Origin of the sequence: Fibrobacter sp. UWH6 (assembly GCF_900142465.1) — a bacterium.
Lineage (GTDB): Bacteria > Fibrobacterota > Fibrobacteria > Fibrobacterales > Fibrobacteraceae > Fibrobacter.
The window spans coordinates 73,455-95,031 of the sequence record NZ_FRAX01000006.1 but is presented as its reverse complement, the minus strand read 5'-3'; the positions used below and the strand labels follow the sequence as shown (position 1 = coordinate 95,031).

General features: G+C 50.2%; 15 protein-coding genes and 1 other RNA gene. 10 read left to right on the top strand and 6 right to left on the bottom strand.

Annotation, left to right across the window (positions count from 1 at the left end; genetic code table 11):
* Positions 1-9 precede the first annotated feature (9 nt).
* Positions 10-1,581 carry a 2-isopropylmalate synthase LeuA2 gene (gene leuA2, locus BUB73_RS07285; protein WP_249269331.1) on the bottom strand — a complete coding sequence of 524 codons (1,572 nt, stop codon included), beginning with the start codon at positions 1,579-1,581 and terminating at the stop codon, positions 10-12.
* A 739-nt stretch (positions 1,582-2,320) separates the two neighbouring features.
* Here leuA2 and BUB73_RS07280 point away from each other — a divergent pair.
* On the top strand, positions 2,321-2,785 hold the full coding sequence (locus BUB73_RS07280) for a hypothetical protein (protein WP_073236804.1): 465 nt from the start codon (positions 2,321-2,323) through the stop codon (positions 2,783-2,785).
* A gap of 33 nt (positions 2,786-2,818) precedes the next feature.
* Complete coding sequence (locus BUB73_RS07275; protein ID WP_073284736.1) at positions 2,819-5,878, top strand: type IA DNA topoisomerase; 3,060 nt, start codon at positions 2,819-2,821, stop codon at positions 5,876-5,878.
* A gap of 6 nt (positions 5,879-5,884) precedes the next feature.
* Here BUB73_RS07275 and BUB73_RS17225 read toward each other — a convergent pair whose 3' ends face one another.
* The 3 genes from BUB73_RS17225 to BUB73_RS07265 all read right to left on the bottom strand — a co-directional run bounded on the left by BUB73_RS17225 (position 5,885) and on the right by BUB73_RS07265 (position 8,676).
* Positions 5,885-6,052, bottom strand: a complete 168-nt coding sequence (locus BUB73_RS17225; protein ID WP_158535448.1) for a hypothetical protein — start codon at positions 6,050-6,052, stop codon at positions 5,885-5,887.
* Positions 6,053-6,204: 152 nt separating this feature from the next.
* On the bottom strand, positions 6,205-7,614 hold the full coding sequence (locus tag BUB73_RS07270) for a sodium-dependent transporter (protein WP_073159886.1): 1,410 nt from the start codon (positions 7,612-7,614) through the stop codon (positions 6,205-6,207).
* 21 nt (positions 7,615-7,635) lie between these two features.
* On the bottom strand, positions 7,636-8,676 hold the full coding sequence (locus tag BUB73_RS07265; protein ID WP_139258384.1) for a histidine phosphatase family protein: 1,041 nt from the start codon (positions 8,674-8,676) through the stop codon (positions 7,636-7,638).
* Between the two features lie 98 nt (positions 8,677-8,774).
* On the opposite strand from BUB73_RS07265, the gene sufB reads away from it, so the two are divergent.
* The 4 genes from sufB to thrH all read left to right on the top strand — a co-directional run bounded on the left by sufB (position 8,775) and on the right by thrH (position 12,820).
* Positions 8,775-10,190, top strand: coding sequence for a Fe-S cluster assembly protein SufB (gene sufB, locus BUB73_RS07260; RefSeq protein ID WP_073160045.1), 1,416 nt, complete (start codon positions 8,775-8,777; stop codon positions 10,188-10,190).
* Positions 10,191-10,635: 445 nt separating this feature from the next.
* Positions 10,636-11,199 (top strand): DJ-1 family glyoxalase III, encoded by a 564-nt coding sequence (locus BUB73_RS07255; protein ID WP_073236826.1) that lies wholly within the window; start codon positions 10,636-10,638, stop codon positions 11,197-11,199.
* A gap of 101 nt (positions 11,200-11,300) precedes the next feature.
* On the top strand, positions 11,301-12,182 hold the full coding sequence (locus BUB73_RS07250) for an Hsp33 family molecular chaperone HslO (protein WP_073159882.1): 882 nt from the start codon (positions 11,301-11,303) through the stop codon (positions 12,180-12,182).
* A 20-nt stretch (positions 12,183-12,202) separates the two neighbouring features.
* Positions 12,203-12,820 (top strand): bifunctional phosphoserine phosphatase/homoserine phosphotransferase ThrH, encoded by a 618-nt coding sequence (gene thrH, locus BUB73_RS07245; RefSeq protein ID WP_073159879.1) that lies wholly within the window; start codon positions 12,203-12,205, stop codon positions 12,818-12,820.
* A 183-nt stretch (positions 12,821-13,003) separates the two neighbouring features.
* On the opposite strand, the gene BUB73_RS07240 is transcribed toward thrH, so the two are convergent.
* A complete protein-coding gene (locus tag BUB73_RS07240; RefSeq protein ID WP_073284733.1) occupies positions 13,004-17,623 on the bottom strand; it encodes a cadherin repeat domain-containing protein in 4,620 nt (1,539 codons plus the stop codon).
* Between the two features lie 163 nt (positions 17,624-17,786).
* Between BUB73_RS07240 and ffs the strand changes: the two genes are divergently transcribed.
* Positions 17,787-17,883: signal recognition particle sRNA small type (gene ffs, locus BUB73_RS07235), an RNA gene on the top strand.
* A 180-nt stretch (positions 17,884-18,063) separates the two neighbouring features.
* Positions 18,064-18,681, top strand: coding sequence for a histidine phosphatase family protein (locus BUB73_RS07230; protein ID WP_073156681.1), 618 nt, complete (start codon positions 18,064-18,066; stop codon positions 18,679-18,681).
* A 33-nt stretch (positions 18,682-18,714) separates the two neighbouring features.
* Here BUB73_RS07230 and BUB73_RS07225 read toward each other — a convergent pair whose 3' ends face one another.
* Complete coding sequence (locus tag BUB73_RS07225; RefSeq protein WP_139258176.1) at positions 18,715-19,716, bottom strand: DUF5683 domain-containing protein; 1,002 nt, start codon at positions 19,714-19,716, stop codon at positions 18,715-18,717.
* Between the two features lie 171 nt (positions 19,717-19,887).
* Between BUB73_RS07225 and BUB73_RS07220 the strand changes: the two genes are divergently transcribed.
* Both BUB73_RS07220 and recA read left to right on the top strand, forming a co-directional pair.
* Complete coding sequence (locus tag BUB73_RS07220) at positions 19,888-20,409, top strand: CinA family protein (protein WP_199505699.1); 522 nt, start codon at positions 19,888-19,890, stop codon at positions 20,407-20,409.
* Positions 20,410-20,451: 42 nt separating this feature from the next.
* Complete coding sequence (recA, locus tag BUB73_RS07215; RefSeq protein ID WP_073156676.1) at positions 20,452-21,558, top strand: recombinase RecA; 1,107 nt, start codon at positions 20,452-20,454, stop codon at positions 21,556-21,558.
* Positions 21,559-21,577: the final 19 nt, after the last annotated feature.

The window sequence follows — 21,577 nt, the reverse complement described above, 5'->3', positions numbered from 1 at the left end:
ACTTACAGCCTACCTGTACAGCAGGTTCACACCGCCGAACAGGGCGCGCATGTTAGCCTTCAGAGTATCGCTAGAAACACCGCGGCCTTCCACTTCCTTGCCATTGGCCTTCAGCACAATACGGCTGAGACCGCGACCAGCCCACATGGAATCCTTTTCAGGAACCACCACCTGGCGATACTTCACCAGTTCCACCGGCATGCCGATTTCACGCATGAGCATAAGGCCAGCTTCAATGGGACCTTCGGCAGTGATGGACTTGATTATGGGCTCCTTGTCCTTCTTGAAGTGGAACACGAAACGGTTTTCATCGGGAACAACTTCGATGTTGTTGAACACCAAACGGCCGTTCACGTTAACGCGCTGTTCGCGGAAAACATCCAGAACCCGTTCGGCGCTCAGCTCGCCTTCCTTTTCGCTGCAAGCCTTCAAGATGGGCTGCAGTTCGGCGGCTTCGGCCAGACTCATCTTGTAACCGAACTTGGTGATGATTTCGTACACGGCGGTACGACCACTCTGGCTGGTGAAGCTGAGGGAATCGTTCTGGTTACGGCCGATGATGGAGTAGTCGATGGGGCGGTATGCACCCTTCTTCATGTCCTTGGTCTTGCTGGCGCCATCCTGGTGGATACCGCTACGATGGACGATAGCTTCGGCACCGATCAACGGAGCACGATTGTAGATGTTGATACCGGACCACTGAGAAATCAGGATGGCGGTTTCGTAAATTCTTTCCAGATGCAGGCCAGTGTCTACACCGGAGTTGTGCAGGCCCACAGCCACTTCGTAGAAGTTGGTATTGCCGCAACGTTCACCCAGACCGTTCAAGGCCACTTCCATCTGGGTTGCACCCACGAAGAAACTTTCCAGGGTAGCGGCAGTTGCCATGCCCAGGTCGTTATGGCAGTGAACAGAAATAGTCACGTTCTTGGGCAGAGCATCGTACACCTGCTTGATCTGGGAGATGTACAGCATGGGGCGATAACGTTCCACGGTGTTGGGCAAGTTCAAGGTAGTTGCCCCCGCTTCCACCACGGCCTTCAAAACTTCAATGACAAAGTCCATGTTTTCCAGGCAGTCACCGAAATGTTCGCAGCTGAATTCCACGGTACCGCGGTCACCCACCAGAGACTTTGCCAACTTCACGCATTCCACGGCCTTGGCCTTCACCTGTTCCGGAGTCATGTGCAGCACATGTTCCATGGAGAGGGGGCTAGTTGCCAAGAAGGTGTGGATACGAGGATTGGGAGCATACTGGACCGCTTCCCAGCAGCGCTGAATGTCGCTGGGGACGCAACGGGCAAGACCAGCCACCACGATCTTCTGGGCGACTTCATCACCTTCTTCAGCCATCTTTGCGGTGAGCTGGGCCAGTTCCTTACAAGATTCAAAATCCATTTCGCTAGAAGCCGGGAAACCCACTTCGGCCCCCTGCACACCCAGCTTCAACAACTGGAGGTAAACGTCCTTCTTCTGGGCGTTATTCCAGGGCTTGGGCAGAGCCTGGTTACCGTCACGCAGAGTGACGTCGTAAAAAAACGGTTTTCTTGCCTGATCGGCACAATCCATCATGCACTTCATTTTTCATCTCCTTGCCGCTTCCTTCGATTTTCACCGGGAACGCAAAGTCATTTAATTTTCAATCTCAAAGATAGCTTTTTTTATCCCTCTGACCAAAAAACAAAGGCCCGCTTTCCCGAGGAAGCAAGCCTTTTTAGTGTTCAATTTCAATAAAAAAAGTCTTATTGATTCAATACCCTAAAACCTCGCCTCGGTATTACACAGAGCGGTGCAAAGTAGAAGTTGTAGGTCTAGGATCATTTTCATGCTGATGAATATACAAAGAAGTTTCCCCCACGGCAAGGGAAACTCCTTATTTTTTAGTAGCTGTTCAACAAGACCAGACTGCTAGAATTTAATCAGCATGTTCCGACTTGAATTTCCTGCCGAGACACGAAGGACATAGATACCAGACATGGCCGGCTTTTCCAGTTCCATGGTATGCTCACCGACAAGAACGCACTGTTAACGGTCATATCTTCCTTAAACATAGATGTCAGACATGACTCTTGAATTTCATATATTCTTTCCGTCGGAAACACCGACTTTTTTGTATATCGCCCGACAATCGCCCGCGAATTTATTTCGCACTACGGGAAATGCGATCCTCGCCCCCATGGATAAAACAGCAGGCGGATATCGCAGACCATTCTGCTCGTATTCGGGCTTTGGAAACGTAGGTGGATTTCTTCGTAAAAGGCGACAAAGCGGGGAGATACTAGTTTTATAATCGCGCTGCGTTTTTTCTACTTTTCTTTTTATGGAACACGAGTATACTGTCAGAGGGCGAATTTTTCCGGAACCGGACCAGGTTCAGGACATTTCTTCGCTTCGCAAGTTTATCAACAAGATGAGTTGGGTCGAACAGGACTTCGAATCCCTGGGTTTGAAAATCGACGAGCGGAACGTTTCCCGATTCTCGATGAAGAGCGAGGACCTGGACAATGCCGCCCTGGAACAGGCTTGTCAAAATCTCTCCATGCTTCTGGGTTGCAAGGTCATCCTGAGCAAGGACCACGAAGTTTACGGTGTAGCCAATGTGTTCAACGGCGGATCCGATTACGAAGTCGTCGACGAGGATTGTTACCTGTGGATTTATGAACGGGGAGCGCGCCTCTCCTGCGAAAAAACAAAATTCTGGAACGAGAAGTTCACGGATTTGGAACAGAAATTCGCCCAGGGAGCCGCCGCCAAGGCTTTGCAGAACTTGGACCCCATCCTGTAATAAAAAAGTTCGAACTTTATTATCTTTGCCCCCATGATTCTATTAGTGGCCGAAAAACCTTCCGTTGCAAACCAACATTACAAACCTATGCTGGAACGCCTGGAGGGCGAAAAATTCACACAGGGAGATGGTTGCCTGATTGGGCAGAACCATTGCATTACCTGGTGTGTGGGTCACTTGATTACCCTGGCCCCCCTTGATGCCTACCCCGGTTTCGAAGGGGGCTGGAAGTTGGGCAACTTGCCTTTGCTCCCCGAAAAGTTCCGCCTTATGGAGATTGAAAGCACAAGAAAACAGCTAACTGTTGTGCGAGAAATGATGAGTAAGGCGGATGTCCTCGTGAACGGCGCCGATGCCGGCCGCGAAGGTAATCTGATTTTTGACCTGGTCCTTGATTTTACCCCCGCCTTTAAGCAAAAGCAGATCAAGCGTCTTTGGGTGAACAGCTATGTGGCCAAGGATCTGGACAAGGCCTGGAAAAATCTGGAAGATGCCACCCAGCGATTAAACTTGAGTTATGCCGCTCGCCTGCGTCAGCGCGCCGACTGGATGGTAGGCCTTAACGCCACTCGAGCCTATACGCTTACGGCTGGCCGCGGCAAGATGATTTCTGTGGGCCGCGTGCAGACACCCACTTTAAACTTGATTGTAGAACGTGACGCCCTGGTGGAACAGTTCAAGGAACTGTATTACTACAGCGTAGTGGGAACCTGGAAAGGATTCCAGGCACAGTTGCTGCGCCCCGACCGCGACGCCAAGGATTCTGGCAAGGACAGCGCAGAAGGCCCTGCCCTGAAAGTGGCGGTCTTTGAAAAAGAGGAACCGGCCCAGGCCGTAGTGGACAAATGCGCCCCGCCCGAAGATGCGGTCATCGCAGGCATTGACGTCCAGCAGAAAAAGCAGTTCCCCCAAAAACCTTTCGACCTGACGGAACTGCAGAAAGAAGGCAACAAGCGTTTTAAGTACAGCGCCCAGCAAGTGCTGGATTGCGCCCAGAATCTTTACGAAAAGAAGTTGCTTACCTATCCCCGTACCGACTCCGCCTACCTGCCCGACACCATGAAGCAGGAAGCTTACGCCCTGGCACAACGCCTGGCAACGCCCCAGCAGCAAGGGATCATGCGTCCGGAATCGGAAAATTTCGTCTTCATCAATTCCAGCAAGGTCACGGACCACTTTGCCATCATTCCTACAGGGGAACTGCCCAACGGTCTCCCTGAAATGGAAGAGAACATCTACAATCTGGCCAAGGAACGTTTTGTCCAGGCATGGCTGAAACCCTATGTTTGGAATGAAATGGAAGTGACACTGACCGCCCCTGCGGGCAGTGACGCAGAAACCTTCCGCCTTAAGCTTAAGAAAAACGAGGACTTAGGTTTCCGCGCATTGGTCAAAGAAGAGAAGAAGGCCAAATCCAAGAAGAAGGGCGACGCAGGCGCCGACTCCGCCGCAGCCGACGGAAAATCCGGCGACGACAGCGGCAATTCTGACGACATTACCAATATCGTGGAATCCTTCCCCGACTGGAAGCAGGGCGACAAGGCCCCCTTCGACGCCCTGGAACTTCAGAAGAAAAAGAAGTCCAAGCCCAAGTATTATACCGAAGCCACCCTCCTTGCCGCCATGAAGACTGCAGGCAAGCAGATCGACAACGAAGAACTGGCCGAAGCCATGAAGGACCGCGGTCTTGGAACTCCAGCCACTCAGGCAGGCATCATCGAGACCTTGAAAAAGCGCGGATTCATCGAAGCCCAGAAAAACAATCTGGTCAGTACCGCCCGCGGCCGCGAAGTCATCGCCCTCATGGACGAAAAAGTCAAGTCCCCCGAAATGACCGGCGAATGGGAATACAAGCTTTCCCAAGTAGAAAAGGGCAACCTGGATCCCAAGGAATTCCGCGACGGCATCGTGGAATATGTGAAGGAACTTTTTGTTCAGCTTCACGAAAAATACGGCAGCCAGTTTGAACGAGAAACCGTAACAGAAGCTCTCCCCTGCCCCAAGTGCAGCCAGCCCATGGAAATCGCCCCCTGGGGATACGTCTGCAAGAATGGCGAATGCGGTTTCAAGGCAGGCCACACCATTGCAGGCCGCACCCTTAGCCACGCCGAAATGGGCAAGCTTCTGGCCACCGGCAAATCTGACTTGCTCAGCGGCTTCAAGAGCAAGAAGGGAACCACCTTCAGCGCCAACCTGGTTCTTGGCGAAGACGGCAACATCGGATTTGAATTTAGCGACGAACCCCAGGACGCAGCCCCCACAGACTATACCTGCCCCAAGTGCCAAAAGAAACTAAAAAGTTTAGGCAACCGTCTCATTTGCGAAGAGCCTTGCGATTTCGTTTTCTATAAGACTATCGCCGGCCACGTCATGAGCGACGAAGAAATGGCGGAGCTGTTCAACAACGGCACCACCGACGTCATCACCGACTTTATCACTAAGAAGGGCCAGGCCTTTAGCGCCAAGGTGGTCTGGGATAGCGATCACAAGGCCACCTTCGCCTTCGAAAATGACGGACACTTCCACGGTACCGAAACCAAGTTTAAGTGCCCCATCTGCAAACACACCCTAGAAGAAAACAAGAACGCCATTTTCTGCACAGGTAAAGGTTCCGACCGCGATGAACAAGGCAATCCCTGTGACTGCAAGTTCACACTGTTCAAAACAGTCGCCGGCAAGAAACTCCGTGCCGCCGACATCAAGGCCTTGCTCAACGGCGAAAAAACGGAACTGATCAGCGGATTCAAGAACAAGAAGGGCGAAAACTTTGACGCCTTCCTGAAAATGAGCCCCGTAGGCCGCGTAGAATTTGAGTTCCTCCGTCGCGAATACCCCTGCCCCGGTTGCGGAGGTTTCCTACGCAAGGTAGATGGCGGCTACCAGTGCATGCAATGCGGTTACGGCATTCCGCAAGTGTTCTACCAGCGCAAATTCTCTGACGAAGAAGTGGAATATCTGCTGAAGAACAAGTTCTCGCCGGTGCTAGAACCGTTCAAGAAGGACGTCACCACCTTCCGTGCCGCCCTAGAAATCCGCGAAGGCGGAAAGCTGGGCTTTAACAAGTTGACTGTTGAAGTCATCAAGCAGAAATAGCAAACCTTAATCGATCCGTTCGCCCACAAGAACGCTCAGGTAAGCTACGGTAACAGCGGCTGCAGCCACGACACTGCCGGCCCCCACCAGCATTGCACAGAAAACAGCGGGAGCTGCTGCCAGAAGAAGACCGAAGAGAGTGTTGTTGCGCTGGATGTTCAGAATATTGTGCATAGTTAATCCTTTTTTCTTTTTTACGTGTACAAATATAGGTTTACATTCGCGTCAATTTCTGACAATTTTATATACAAAAAAAAGACCGACGGTTTTACCCGCCGGACTTATTTGTCGATCATTTATCAGTTAGACTTTAACAGCCTGCAAAACTACTTACCAAGAATCTGGTTGTAGAAATCCGGAGCGAACTTCTGGATGTAACCCATAATGAAAATGACCAGCACGATCAAGGGCAGAATCCACTTGATGTAAAAACGGACAATCCCGTTTACGGGAAGTTTCATACCACTACCGGTATTGACTTCATCGTAGAAATTCTTCTGGCCCCAGCCGTAACGGAAGTTGCAGAACACCACGAAGAACAAGCTACCGAGAGGCAGCAAGGTGTTAGAAACGATAAAGTCTTCCAGGTCGAGAACGCCGCTGCCAGCACCAAAGGGCTGAAAGCCAGAAAGCACGTTAAAGCCCAAAGCACAAGGCAAGGAAAGAACGATAATCGCCAGAATGTTCCACTTCACCACCTTCTTGCGGTCGTAACCCTTCAGGTCCATCCAGAAAGAGATGATGTTTTCGAACACGGCCACCAAGGTACTCAGGGCGGCAAAGCTCATGAACAGGAAGAAGGCCACACCGCACCAGCGACCCGCAGGCATCTGGCTAAAGATGTTGGGCAGAGTCACGAACACAAGGCCAGGACCAGCACCCGGTTCCACATTGAAAGCGAAGCAGCTGGGAATAATGATCAAACCGGCAAGCAAGGCCACCACCGTATCCAGGACGCAGATATTCACCGCTTCCTTGGCTAGGGTATGCTTCTTGCCGATGTAGCTTCCGAAGATGGACATGGAACCGATACCGATACTCAAGGTAAAGAAAGCCTGTCCCATGGCGGCAAAGATTACTTCGGTAACGCCCTGCTGCTGCAGACGGGCAAAGTCCGGGAGCAAGTAGAACTTGAGGCCTTCTTCAGCACCGGGCAAGGTCACAGCGCGGATGGCAAGAATAATCATGATCACGAAAAGCATAGACATCATGCTCTTGGTTACACGTTCCACGCCCTTCTGCAAGCCCAGAGAAACGATTCCCAGACCGAGAATGGTAGCAATAGCCATCCAGCCCACCTGCACGCTGGGATTCCCCAACATGGTGCCGAATCGTTCACCCACCTGTTCAGGAGACAGGCCATGAATATCCCCTTCCACCGCCATGTGGTAGAAGTAGTACATCATCCAGCCGCTCACCGTGGTGTAGAACATCATCAGCAGGTAGTCACCGACGATCATGGGATACTTGGCAATATGCCACTTGGAACCGGCAGGTTCCAGTTCTTCGAAAGATCGGCCGATACCGCGCTTACTGGCACGACCGACAGCAAATTCGGCAATGAGGGCGGGCAAGCCCAAGATCACCAGGAAGAACAAGTAGATCAGGATGAATGCGGCACCACCGTACTGGCCCGTAATGAAGGGGAAACGCCAAACATTACCGATACCAATGGCGCAACCCGCCGCAATCAAAATAAAGCCAAGACGAGATTTAAAATTTTCTCTTTGATTCATTTTCAATAACCCGCAGATTTCTTAGGTTCCAAATTCAATGCCGTTCACAACGTGGTAGCGACGTTCTCCGTTAGCCTTGATAACTACGGCCACGCCATCTAGGTAGTACACACCCTTTTTGGAAACATGGTAGCGCAAACGATCAATCTTACGGTCAGAGACGTAAATCATCAAGGGCATCAGGAACATATCGTGGCTAATAAAGATATTCACACGGTTGGTTTCAGACATGTTGGGAATGATTCCCTGCACAATCGTCTGAACGGCACGGGCTTCCAGGTCATAGAAGGCAGAGGTCAGCAAACCATCGAAGGCCCACTGGGAGTATACTTCACCTTCATTAATACTGGCGGTAGAATCCTTCTTGTACTGTTCAAAAAGTTCCATGTCCTTGATGTAGGTGCTGGCCACCAGGCGATTGGTAATGACAGACTGGAAGCTGGTCGTATCTTCACCACGACCGTAGGCAATGTTGATTGCGGTACTGCGAGTACGCACGAAATCGGTATGACCATAAGAGAAAGCTTCGGAACTGGCCAAAAAACCGCCCAGGCGCTGAGACTGTTCGATACCGGCCTCGGTCAGCTTGGATTCAACACCGACACCACTTTCGCGACGTCCATGACGAATGACAAAGGCAACCTTGTCGCCCTCTTCCAGGCTTTCATAAACAGACTGAACCGTTTCGTAATCGGTAATGGCCGAAGCAGCGACATACTGACGGTCCTTTTCGATTTCTTCAGTCAGGATTTCGAAGGGCATATCGTTACCGGTAATGCCGCTGATAGAAGAGGTATCGCCCTCGGGCACAAAGGAAGTATCCAGAGGCATCTCGGATGCAGAAGAAATTTCCAGCGAGGCAGAAGATTCAATGGGCTGCGAGTTGGGATCATCACCAACCGTGGCAGAGCTGGCCGGATTAACCGGGGTTTCTATGGGAGGAGTCTGCGGATCATCGGCAGGCGGATTGACGGCCACACCAGAATCATTGGAACTATCACTACCACATGCACTAAAGAGCATGGCGGCTATAGAAATGGGCAATAAAAATTTCTTCATCATAATGTTCCAATATAGTAAGATGATCTTTTTCAAGATTTTCCACTTTTTTAATTTTTGTATATTTGAGCCGCTAATTTTATAAAGAACGTAGGTTGATCATGAGCGAAAATTACAAGTATGGTTTTGTGACTGATATCGAGAACGAGGCTTTTGAAAAGGGTCTTAACGAAGATGTCATCCGCCGTGCCAGCGCTCTCCGTGGCGAACCTCAGTTCATGCTGGACTTCCGCCTGAAGGCCTACGAAAAGCTCTTGACCATGGAGCAGCCCAAGTGGGGCGAACTGAATTTTGAACCTGTAGATTTGCAGGACATCGTCTATTATTCCGCTCCCAAGAACAAGAAATCCCACGAAAAGATCGAAGACGTGGACCCGGAACTTCTGGCCACCTTCGAAAAGCTGGGAATTCCCCTGGACGAACAGAAGCGCCTGGCCAACGTAGCCGTGGACGCCGTGTTCGACTCCGTCAGCATTTATACAAGCCACAAGAAGAAGCTCATGGAAATGGGCATTATCTTCTGCAGTATTTCCGACGCCATCAAGGAATATCCGGAACTGATTGAACAGTACCTGGGTAGCGTGGTCCCCGCAGGCGACAACTACTTTGCCGCCCTGAACAGCGCCGTCTTTGGCGACGGAAGTTTCGTCTACATTCCCGCAGGCGTCAAGTGCCCCATGGACCTGTCCACCTACTTCCGCATCAACAACAAGGAAGCAGGCCAGTTCGAACGCACCCTGATTATCGCCGACGACAATGCCGAAGTCAGCTACCTGGAAGGCTGCACCGCTCCTGAATTCTCTAGCAAGCAGCTCCATTCCGCTATCGTAGAACTGGTAGCCAACGAAAACGCCAAGATTAAGTACAGCACCGTGCAGAACTGGTACGCCGGCGATCGCGAAACTGGTGCTGGTGGCGTCTATAACTTCGTGACCAAGCGCGGCAAGTGCGCCGGCAAGAACAGCCGCATCAGCTGGACCCAGGTAGAAACCGGCTCCGCCATCACCTGGAAGTACCCCAGCTGCGTTCTGGTTGGCGACAACTCCGTAGGCGAATTCTACAGCGTTGCCCTTACCAACGGACACATGCAGGCCGATACCGGCACCAAGATGATCCACATCGGTAAGAACACCAGGAGCACCATTATTTCTAAGGGTATCAGCGCCGACTGCTCCAGCAACGCCTACCGCGGCGAGGTTTCTATCCGTAAGGGAGCCGCAGGCGCCCGCAACTACACCCAGTGCGACAGCATGCTGGTTGGTGACAAGAGCGCCGCCCATACGTTCCCGTATATCACGGTGGCAAACCCCACCGCACAGACGGAACACGAAGCCACCACCAGCCGCATCAGCGAAGACCAGCTGTTCTATTTCGAGAGTCGCGGCATCAAGCGCGAAGACGCCATTCAGGCCATGGTAGGCGGTTTCTGTAAGGACGTGTTCAAGGAACTCCCCGGCGAATTCGCCACCGAAGCCCGCCAGCTTCTGACATTGAAGCTGGAACACAGCGTGGGGTAACTCGCGTGTCATCCTGAGCGCCCCTCCGCGTGTCACCGGAAAACACAACCGCCCCCCATCTTTGAGCGTATTTTTACAAAAGGGGTTACTAAACAAACCATTTTCAACGTTTTGGTAACCCAATATTTAGTTTATCTACAACATTTTCTCTTTAAAAGGTTACTAAAGTCCTTTACACATCAATTTTAGTAACCCACAATAAGAGCCTCACACAGGAAAAGCTCCTTTCACCAGCACTTTTTGTTTAATTTATTCAAAAAAGGGGTTACTAAAACACATCTTCAAACATATTTAGTAACCCATTTTGCCGAAAAGACACCACTTTCACTCCGATTAGATTCATTTCTTGTTATATTGTGAAAAAATTGGATTCCACTCCTACAAACCTAAGAAACGCATGGTCTTCGGCCCCCTCTAGATGGAACCCGCAAACAACGAGGTATTTATGAACGTTCTTTTCTTGATGGCTAACGGTTTTGAAGAAACCGAATTCGTTACTCCTTTTGACTACTGGCAGCGTGGCGGTCTGAATGTGACTTTGGCTTCCATCAGCGATAGCCTGGAAGTTGTAGGCGCCCATGGTCTGGCCATCAAGGCAAACGTTCTCTTGAAAGACGTGATGGCAGGAGCCGCAGCTAGCCTCGCCGACTTCGATGCAGTCTGCCTCCCCGGTGGCGGCCCCGGCGTTCAGAACCTGAAGGCTGACCCAGCCGTTGCCGACGTCCTGCGCGACTTTGATTCCAAAGGCAAGTGGATTTTCGCCATCTGCGCCGCCCCGCTGGTTCTTTCCAAGGCAGGTCTCCTCAAGACCCGCAAGTGTACTTGCTTCCCGGGCTGCGAAGTGGAACTGGACTGCAAGCAGTTCCTTACCGACCGCGTAGTCGTCGATGGCAACATCATTACCAGCCGCGGCGCCGGTACCGCCGAAGAATTCGCCTTTGAATGCCTGGCCCAGGCAGCCAACCGCGAAACCTCCGAAAAGATCCGCAAGCAGGTGGTAGCCCGCTAAAACTTCGGGGCGCGCTCCACCGAAGCGCAGGCCTTTGAAACGGCTCAGTTTGCGACAGCTCCAAGGTGAAACCTTGGGGCTTTTTTACTAAATTTGGCCCTATGAATTTTCAAGATCGCATTATCCGCGCCACAGGCAAGAAGACTCCCTTCCGCCTGATTGTGGTTGACCTGACCAAGACCATGAACACCATCGGCAAGCAGCATGACGCCAAGGGTTACGCCCTCAAGCTCATGGCCGAGAACTCCATCGCCAGCCTCTTTTTGAGCGCAGGCCTCAAGTTCCCCGGCACCGTAAGTTTCACCACCAGCTTTGGTGGCGAAATCACCTGCATCCAGTCAGACTCCACTCCCCAGGGTTTGATCCGCGCCATGATTCCGCAGAGCGAACTGCAGGCCATCGGCGGCAACGAACCCGCACTCGTTCCCCAGACCGTCAAGGTGGTCAAGCTGAACGAACAGGGCAAGCGCGTTCACGAAAGCATTATCGAGGCCCCCTCCGTTTCTATGGGTCAGAATCTGGCCAGCTACCTCTTGCAGTCCGAACAGGTACGTTCCGCTGTGGGTATCGAAGCCAATTTCAATAAAGAAGACCCCAGCAAACTGGACTACGCCGCCGGTTTCTACATCGAAGCCTTTCCGGATCTTGAAGACAAGGACATCAACCTGATTGAAGTGATCATCCAGAACCTGCCCACCTTCAAGGACATGACCAAGGCCGAAGGCTTTGACCTGGATGAACTGCTGGACCAGCTCCGCGGCCCCTACGAAATCGACATCGTCAAGGAAATTGAACCCAAGGCCTACTGCCCCTGCAGCCAGGAACGCATGGTGGGTACCGTAGCGACCCTCCCCCTCAATGACCTGGAAGATCTGGAAAAAGACGGCGAAGACCTGGACGTCACCTGCGACTTCTGCCGCAACAAGTATAAGATCACCCTGAACGACCTGCGCGAAATCATCGCCAGCCGTAAAAAGAATTAACGTCAATCCGAAGGATTAATATGTTTACCAAACAATGTGTCGTCACCCTGGACCTTGAAGGCGTTCTCGCTCCGGAAATCTGGATTGCCGTTGCAGAAAAGACCGGCATCGCCGACCTGCGCCTGACCACCCGCGACATTCCCGACTACGACGTTCTGATGAAGGGCCGTATCAAGATTTTGGAACGCGAAGGCATCAAGCTCAGCGACATCCAGAATGTAATCGCCAACCTGGGCCTGCTGGAAGGCGCCCGCGATTTCATGGACACACTCCGCGACGAAGCCCAGGTGATCATCCTCAGCGACACCTTCCAGGAATTCGCCTACCCCATCATGAAGAACCTGGGCATGCCCAGCATTTTCTGCCACAACCTTGTTGTAGAAAATGACATGATCAAGGGTTACCACCTGCGCCTGAACGACCAGAAGACCAAGGTGGTCAAGTCCCTGCAAGACCTGAACTTCAAGGTATTCGCCAGCGGCGACTCCTTTAACGACACCGGCATGCTGAAGCAGGCAGACAAGGGTTGCTTCTTCTGCGCACCGGATTCCATCGTCGCTCAGTTCCCCCAGCTGGAAGCCACCAAGACTTACGCAGAGCTCCTCGAAAAGTTCCATAAGTTCCAGGACACCCTTTAATTATTAGGGCTTTACTGCTAATAAACGCCGCTCCAAAGCGGCGTTTATTTTTGTTTCCGCATACTTTTAAATAAAAAAAATGGTCTAACCCAACAAAAATTAGGTTAGACCAAGTATCTAAGATAAAGTTTTTAGATAGTTATATTACATCTACACTTTGAAAGAACATAGCCATATCAAATATTACTTCTTGTTGCCAGGACGCTTGTAGCCGAAGGACTTCAGCATATCGTCGCTAGTCTTGATGATATCGCCCTTCTTCTTGGCAGTAAGATCGTTCACCGGCGGCAAGGTACACTTCAGAACAGACTTCATGCCAACATCAACCTTGTAGACATAGGCACCCGTAGCAAACAGCTTGCCGGATTCAGCACGCACATAGCCATCCTTGTCCGGTTTCAGTTCAAAGAACATCTGAAGCAAGCCAGCCTCGTTGGCAAAGGAAGGATCGTTCAATTCCTGAGTGAATCGATAGTAATCCACAAAGTTGCCCAAGGTCGTGTACACCCAGATCTTCACATCCATCTTGATGTCGTACAGGTTAGCGTTGGAAGCATTGACGTAATCAAATCCGTCTTCGCAGTACTGATTAACGTAATCACTAACCGTCAGCTTTACACTGTTTGCGGCACTCACACCTTCAATGGCCACAAGGCCATCAGAACCGACCAAGTCATCCAAGGTAGCCAGGCCACCAACGCCACTAACCACAGGAACCTTCACGTCCATGACCAATGTAGGACCAAGGTGAGTTCCTTCTTCAACGCCTTCGTAGGGAACCTTGCCGCTGCCATTTTCGTTCTTGAAGCTGCCACCGATCAGGGTTTCCGCTTCCTTGCCGGTAGAGGGATTGCGAAGACTAACAGCAAAGGTTTCACCAGGTTTGGGAGGATTAGAGGCATAGTATTCTTCGACCTTTTCCTTGGTCACGACAGCCACAGGCTGTTCAACAGAAATCTCGACATCCTTGGCGTCCTTCATCACAACCCAGACGGTATCAGCACCCATGTTGCCGGCCTTATCCTTATAGAAACGGATAATCGGATTGGTACCCTTTTCCAGACTCTGGAGAACCAGGGTATCCTGCACCACGCCGTTCACCTTCCAGGTTACTTCTACAAAGTTTGCGCGGACGAGATCACCTGTCTGAGGATAGGTAATTTCAACCTTGGGACCAACGCGGTCTAGCACAATGAACACGGACTGGGTAGCCCCATTGCCATAAACGTTGACATAGGTGTAAGAAACGGAATAGCCGATATCGCCAACATCGCTACGAACCAGTTCGCCCTTACGATTGACACCGTAGGCAATATTGACGGAGTTGCCGTTGGCATCCACATAGTCATAAGATACAGTATACGGGACTGCATCAATGTCCTTCTTCGAAGCGGCACTTTCCGTCATCAGGTTACCATTGGCGTCCACCAGCAAAACCGCTCCGGTAGCTGCGTCAGCCTTATAGGAAATGGTTACGGTTCTGCCGTTCACGACTGTTTCGTAAGAAACCGTATAAACTTCAACAGAGTCGTACTTGCCCTTCGAATTCATGACCGGCACCTTAATAATGTCGCCGTTCTTGTCCACCTCGTAAGAAACCGTTACAGAATCGCGACCCGCAAAAGATTCCTTGTAAGAGAGAACCACCACATCGCCATTCACAGGAGTACGTTCGGTCACCTTCGTTTCGTCAAGAAGGATATTGGCCTTTTCCACCGTTCCCATAGTAGAAAGAGTGGAACTGGGAATTCCCGTAGTATCCAGGTCAATCTCTATGTAGTAGTCTTTCTTCACATTGGAAACAGGATCAGATACCGTTACATGAATCTTGTTCTTAGTTGCATTCACATAAGTGTTGGCATCATCTTCATCCAAACTTTCAACGATGGTATAAATGTTGTCGGCCACAACTTCGTTGTCTCCGGCGCCAACAGTCACAATCGGAGCGGCAGAGCTATAGCATACCTTGACGGAATCGCGGGCTGCACCATCCAGATCCGGATTGTCATACTCAACTGTAACGTATTGGCAACCATCCTTCAAGTTAGCTTCCTTGCATTTCTCGGCTGAAGGACTGTTATCGAAGGTGCAGCTCAACTCGATGTTCGGAACGTTGGTATAAATGGTCGTGGGGTTCGGCCACTCGCCCTGTTCATTTTTACCTTCAACAATCTTCACCTTGGAATTGGGCACGTCCACGATGGCAACCACCACGTTCTTTTCGGAGCAGCCATTGTATTCATCGCAAACCTGAATGGTAAGAGTCTCATTCTTAGACTTTTCGTAATCAATCTTGGCACCTTCCTTTACGGTGATTACGCCAGACTTAGAAACTTCAAACCAATTAGAAGTTCCAACCAAGGTATAAGTCTTTACGGTATCGCCAGCATCCTTATCGATAGACTTCAGCGAAGAATCTGCAGAAGTTCCGGACTTGGAATTTTCAACCACGTGGACCGTATCCGTCATGATAGTCGGCGGATTGTTATTGAAGTCGATTTCGATGGTCACCTTGGAACTTGCAGTAAGAATATCTTCGTCCTTACCGGTAGAGGCACTCTTGTCGCTTACAATCACGTTGATTTCGTACTTGGACTTAGAGACGTTTTCATTCAGTTCAATGCCATCCTTCACATGGATCTTGCCAGTATTTTCATCGATAACAAAGAGGGAATCCACAACGGCGAAGTTCGGATCATCAGGATCAAAGGCGTAGGTAAATGTATCGTCATCGACATCCTTCACAGAAATGGATCCGTCAAGGATTGCCTTATCGCCACCATTAATCACATGGCCAGAAATAGTGAAAGTGGCAGGGCCAGTAATCGGAGCATCGTTCACCGGAGTGACAACAACGGTTAGTGTCTTGGAGCCTTCCTTTTTATCACTGGAGCTTACGGAATTCTGAGAATCATAGACTGCAAATTTCAGAGTCGTGTATTCATAATTCGACAGCGAATCACCATATTTATCAGCCACGGGCACATACTTCAACTGACCAAGGGAATCAGCCGGGATCTTCCTACCCACATCACTCTTAGTCAACGTTTTTCCAAAATAGGTCAACGAGCCCTTTGCAGGGACAGCTTCGATAACGACACCACCCATTTCTCGATCAAGGGGCGATTCATAGGGGAACATATCAGCCGCAAAGGTGAATACAGAATCTTCAACAGCGTCAATAACCGTGTCCCTAGTCACAGGGACAACATCCTGATCGATGATGTACATATCAAAGGCACCTTCGCGAACGTATTCACCAGAAGCATTCTTCAAAACGGCACCGACAAGATTCGAAATCTTCAACTGGAATTTTTCTTTATTGTTCGTGCCATACGCTTCGACAAACTGATCCAGCTTTGCGTGAATCTTGATCTGATTTTTCAAATCGAGAGTGTCAGAATCAACGTCAATTTCTGCGGAAGCCAAAGAATCTCCGCAAATAGGAGTAAGCCCCACAAAGTCAGAAGCATCTGCCAGAGCGCCACTGATCTTTCCATCAACCGGAGTTTCAGAAGACACACTGAAGCAATAATCAAATGTCACCTTCACCTGTGTCTTCTTGTTCAGCTTCAAGGGAATAACCGTATCTCTTTCGCTTTCGGGGAATTCAACCGTAGCAAACAAGGTCGGGTCAATTACAGACGGGTTGAAGCGCACATAGCGGAAGTCTTCGGCCTTGAAGTCAAACTGTACATAAATAGCCTTGGCAATCAGCTGGCCAGCGAAACGGGCCTGCTGCGCAATGGTAATGGTCTTGCCAGAAATGAATGTACCCTGAAGATGCTTTTCGCCAGCAGTCCAGTTAATCTCTTCGGGAGTGTAAAACAAAAGGTTGCCGGCATAATCCTTATTGCTAACCAAATTTTCATCAGATGTGGTCCACGTTCTAGATTCCCTATCCCATTCACTATCATCGGAAGCCTGGATTACGCGAATATTACTATGGTTGGTGATTTCAAGTCCACCATCCAAAAAGACGCGAGTCAAACGACCGCTCTTCTGCATGCGAACATACAAGGGCTTGTCATTTTCCAGTCTGATACCCGCAACACGGATATTATACATATCGTCAATATCACCGGGGGGCACATCAATATAGGCGTTGGGAGTCGTGGAAGAAGCATGAATGACCGTATCAATTTTCAGATAATGATCAGCATCCATACCGTCAAAGAAAGAGTAATCAACAACAGGAACATCAAGATCCTCATCAATGGGGATAGCTCCATCACACCCAATAGTAGCCTTTGTATCACGAAGGCCCTGCGTTGCGCAATAATATTCGCCGTCACAATTATTGTTTACGACAAAGCCTTTTTCTACACAATACATGCCTGCAAAGAATTCGTTATTTCGGCCATTAAAGGAAGCCTCAAAAGTACCCCTAAAATGAGAAGGTCCGATCAAGATGGAATCCAGTCCGGTTCCACCCTTAAAGGAGCCTCCAAAAACCAGGGGGCCGCCAATAGAATGCACATCATTTACCATGACGAAGTCGCCAGTGGCACTACCAACATAGCCAGAAGAATCCGTAATATGGATTTTTCCACCATCAAAGACAATACCATCGCCGGCATTTTTTCCGTTACCGACAATGCCATCACCTTCGTACAGACCGGTACCCCAAAGTTTATACTTCATGAGGTCATTCCATGCATTGGTCTGAGACGCAGAATCCCCGGCAATTTTTGTAAACTTAAAAGGGAGCACTTCCAGAGGGAGTCCCTCTGCAAAAGATGCGCTACAGCAACCCAGAACTAGCAAAACTAGCCAAATCTTTCTAAAATCATACAAAAACATAATAAACCTCCGCAAATTCAACCCTATACCCTATCCCATAAAATAATAAAATAAAATTTACAACGTTAACAAAACGAAACCTAAAAGCGGTTTCTTATGTCAAATAATCCATAGAAACGGCCTAATCTCTTGAAAAATGTCAAAATTGTTCTATATTTGAGGCTCCTAGGCCCTGCGCAATGACTATTTGCGGGCAACTCGCCAGGGCGAAAGCAGCAACGGACTTGCGGATTTTTATGTGCTCAGGTAGCCTAGGATTTTTTTTAAAACTGCTGGAAAACGGCAGTTTTTTTATTTTTGAGAAAGAGGAACGAGGTATGAGGGCGGAGCCTGCGGCTCCTTTGTGCCAAATAATCGCGCCGGAGGCGCCCGGTTTTAACTCACCACTATTCACTCTTAACTATTCACTATTCACTGTTCACTATTCACTGTTTACTCTCATGATTCTCTGGACCATCCGCCATACCAAGCCTTACAATCCCAAAGATGTCTGTTACGGCAGACTGGACTTTGACGTTTCCCCTACTTTCGAAGAAGAAAGCGAGGGCGCCCTGAAGGCCCTGGTGGCCGCTGGAGCCAAGCCCACCCGTTTGTTTTCAAGCCCGTTGCTCCGCTGCACCCGCCTAGCCGAAAAGGCCGCCAAGGTGACCGGCCTCGAAGTCGAGAAGCGAGACGAAATCATCGAGATCAACTTCGGTGACTGGGAAGGTCAGAAGATGGATCAGGTTCCTCGCGAACAAATGCTGGGATGGGCCAACGACCTCCGAGGTTACAGGTTCAACAACGGCGAATGTTTCTATGACATCGACAAGCGCGCCGGCCGCCTGCTAGACAGCCTCGACGACGATGGAGAATTTCTGTGGATCAGCCACGCAGGTGTAATCGCCGCATTGCAGCACTTCGCCTGCGGACTCCCCGACGACCAGTTCGTAGAAGGTGCATTCAGTTACGCCATGGTCACCCGCTTTGAATTCAAGCGTAACGCCGAAGGCCACTATCGAGGAACCTACACAAAGATTCATGACGGAATCCAGATGGTTCCGCTGAAAATCGGTTAAAGCAAAAGCTGGCAAACGCCAGCTTTTTTCCGTTTAAAAATCAAAGGTAAACAGAGCCTGGGCGCCGCCGTTGAAATTCGGCAACAGAGCCAGGTGCAGCGGGTTGTCAAAGTCGCTCAACAGGGCGTCCACCACCGCATCGCCAATAGAATACAGATACAGGAGCGCCGAAGCCCAGATATACTGGTTACGGTTCTTGCGGTAATAGGTCACACGCTCTACCACACGTTCGTAGTCTTCACTAGTCGTGCTTTCTCCAGCCTGCATATGCTTGCGGTCGAGGTAATATTCTACCATGTTCTGCGAAGTCCAGACGCTGACGCTTGCTCCCATCAGTCCCATATATAGTAAGCCGGCCTTGCCAAACTCCCCATTATACATTTGTCCAAAACCGGGGATAATGGCCCACAAGGCGGCAGACTTCATACTCCTCAATTCATTGCTTCGATAATTGTTCTTATACCAGATACCAAAGGCGTCGAACATACTATACAACTGCAGACCATAGAGCCAGGCCGTTTCAGCCTTGCGCAGGTCTTCCTGTTCCATTTTCTTGTCGCTGTAGGCTCTCAGACGATTGATGTTGTCCGTACGTTTTTTTTGATAATATTCAAGGCTGTCCCTAGACTGCAAACCCATGATCTTTCGGGTATAGAAGGAGACGGAATCTCTAAAAGGTTCCGCCTGTTCCAGGACTCGTCGATACTGGAAGTCCTTATTGTAGACAACTTCGTAAAAAAGAGCAAGTTCGATTGCGGTAATGAATCCACCACGAACGTAATGTTCCGTGTAATAATGACCACCACCCGGCAGGATACTTAAGAGCATGGTCAAGGGAAGAGAATTCCGCTCGGTAGGAATATCCCATTCATTTACCTTGAGGGTATCGATGGCCCTAATTCCGGTAACGCCCTTTTGCATGGGATTGACACTGTCTTGAGGAGATTCAGCGGCAAAGACCCCGGCCACCAACAGCAGCAGGGCCAGGACTCCGGCCCGCAGGGAGCGACTCCGGATAGGCTTGAACCAACTCATTAACATTGAGCGCAAATATATAAAAGTCTATACAAGGTTTTATTTACGTCAACGCCTATGAACGTCAAAGTCGCGCAAAACGTTATTTTGTATTTTTTTGGGGGAATGTCGTAATTGACATTTTATGACACAACCGTTTTGTATATTTGAACACGTAAAAGGAACAACAAAGTGAACAACGCAAACGAAATGAATCTCGAGCAGTTGGCAATCGCCGTCAAGGAAGCTCTGCAAGCAAAAGGCCAGATGATGGCCACCGCAGAATCCTGCACCGGCGGGCTTATCGCAAGCACCCTGGTCGACATTCCGGGCAGTTCCGCAGTCCTGGCAGGAGGCATTGTCGCCTACCAGAACGAAGTCAAGGAAAACCTCCTGGACGTTCCCGCAGAAATCCTCAACACCGTTGGTGCCGTTTCTGCAGAAACCGTCAAGGCCATGGCTGAAGGAGCCCGCAGGAAGTTTGGTTGCGAATGGGCGGTTTCCACATCGGGAATCGCAGGCCCGGGCGGCGCTGAACCAGGCAAACCTGTTGGTACAGTGTGGATTGGTGTCGCCAATAGTTTGCAAAATGAAGCTTTTTGCGAAATTTTTTCGGGAAACCGCAATCAAGTCCGCGAAAAAAGCGTGTATAGAACATTGCAGGTACTTCTAGAAAAAATAGTTCAAAAAAGCACTTGCACAAGTGAACACTAGTTGTTATATTTTTTAACGAAAAAAAACAAAACGGAGTCAATTATGGCTAAGAAGACGAACACAAACGGTATCAACACTCTCGGCAACCTTTCCGCAGATAAGGCAAAGGCAGTAGAAGCTGCCATCGCACAGATTGAAAAGAATTATGGAAAGGGTTCTATCATGGCTCTGGGCGATCAGCCCAACGAAGATATCCCCGTTATCCCCACCGGCTGTATCCAGCTGGACATGGCTCTGGGCGTAGGCGGTTTCCCCCGTGGCCGTATCATCGAAATCTACGGACCTGAATCCTCTGGTAAGACTACCCTCACCCTCCACGCCATTGCTGAAGCTCAGAAGCTTGGCGGTGTGGCAGCCTTCATCGACGCAGAACATGCCTTCGACGCTGTTTATGCCCGCAAGCTGGGTGTCGATATCGAATCCCTCCTGGTTTCCCAGCCCGACACCGGTGAACAGGCTCTCGACATCGCAGAAACCCTGGTCCGTTCCGGTGCCATCGACATCATCGTTATTGACTCTGTGGCAGCCCTCGTGCCCCAGGCTGAAATCAACGGCGAAATGGGCGACAATCACGTGGGTCTGCAGGCCCGCCTCATGAGCCAGGCCCTGCGTAAGCTTACCGGCATTCTCTCCAAGTCTAACACCTGCATGCTGTTCATCAACCAGCTGCGTATGAAGATTGGCGTCATGTTCGGCAACCCCGAAACCACCACCGGCGGTAACGCCCTTAAGTTCTACGCCACCCAGCGTATCGACATCCGCCGCATCGCAGCCATCAAGGACGGCGAAGATGTCATCGGTAACCGTACCCGCGTGAAGGTTGTAAAGAACAAGGTTGCAGCACCCTTCACCCAGTGCGAATTCGACATTCTCTACGGTTGCGGCATTTCTCGCGAAGCCTCCATCCTGGATCTGGCTACCGAACTGGATATCATCCAGAAGAGCGGTTCCTGGTTCAGCTACAATAACGAACGTATTGGCCAGGGTCGCGAAAACACCCGCCTGTTCCTGAAGGACAACGCAGAACTCTGCAACGAGATCGAACAGAAGATCCGCGAAAGCATGAAGGATGTAGAACTCTTCAAGCTGAACGACGGTGACGCTCTGGCCGCAGACGACGAAACTCTGGAAATCACCGACGAAGCCTAATTCGTAGACTTTCAAAAAT

Coding starts and splice junctions, on each gene's coding strand:
- leuA2 (WP_249269331.1), bottom strand. CDS start 1,581: ATGAAGTGCATGATGGATTGTGCCGATCAGGCAAGAAAACCGTTTTTT.
- BUB73_RS07280 (WP_073236804.1), top strand. CDS start 2,321: ATGGAACACGAGTATACTGTCAGAGGGCGAATTTTTCCGGAACCGGAC.
- BUB73_RS07275 (WP_073284736.1), top strand. CDS start 2,819: ATGATTCTATTAGTGGCCGAAAAACCTTCCGTTGCAAACCAACATTAC.
- BUB73_RS17225 (WP_158535448.1), bottom strand. CDS start 6,052: ATGCACAATATTCTGAACATCCAGCGCAACAACACTCTCTTCGGTCTT.
- BUB73_RS07270 (WP_073159886.1), bottom strand. CDS start 7,614: ATGAATCAAAGAGAAAATTTTAAATCTCGTCTTGGCTTTATTTTGATT.
- BUB73_RS07265 (WP_139258384.1), bottom strand. CDS start 8,676: ATGATGAAGAAATTTTTATTGCCCATTTCTATAGCCGCCATGCTCTTT.
- sufB (WP_073160045.1), top strand. CDS start 8,775: ATGAGCGAAAATTACAAGTATGGTTTTGTGACTGATATCGAGAACGAG.
- BUB73_RS07255 (WP_073236826.1), top strand. CDS start 10,636: ATGAACGTTCTTTTCTTGATGGCTAACGGTTTTGAAGAAACCGAATTC.
- BUB73_RS07250 (WP_073159882.1), top strand. CDS start 11,301: ATGAATTTTCAAGATCGCATTATCCGCGCCACAGGCAAGAAGACTCCC.
- thrH (WP_073159879.1), top strand. CDS start 12,203: ATGTTTACCAAACAATGTGTCGTCACCCTGGACCTTGAAGGCGTTCTC.
- BUB73_RS07240 (WP_073284733.1), bottom strand. CDS start 17,623: ATGTTTTTGTATGATTTTAGAAAGATTTGGCTAGTTTTGCTAGTTCTG.
- BUB73_RS07230 (WP_073156681.1), top strand. CDS start 18,064: ATGATTCTCTGGACCATCCGCCATACCAAGCCTTACAATCCCAAAGAT.
- BUB73_RS07225 (WP_139258176.1), bottom strand. CDS start 19,716: ATGAGTTGGTTCAAGCCTATCCGGAGTCGCTCCCTGCGGGCCGGAGTC.
- recA (WP_073156676.1), top strand. CDS start 20,452: ATGGCTAAGAAGACGAACACAAACGGTATCAACACTCTCGGCAACCTT.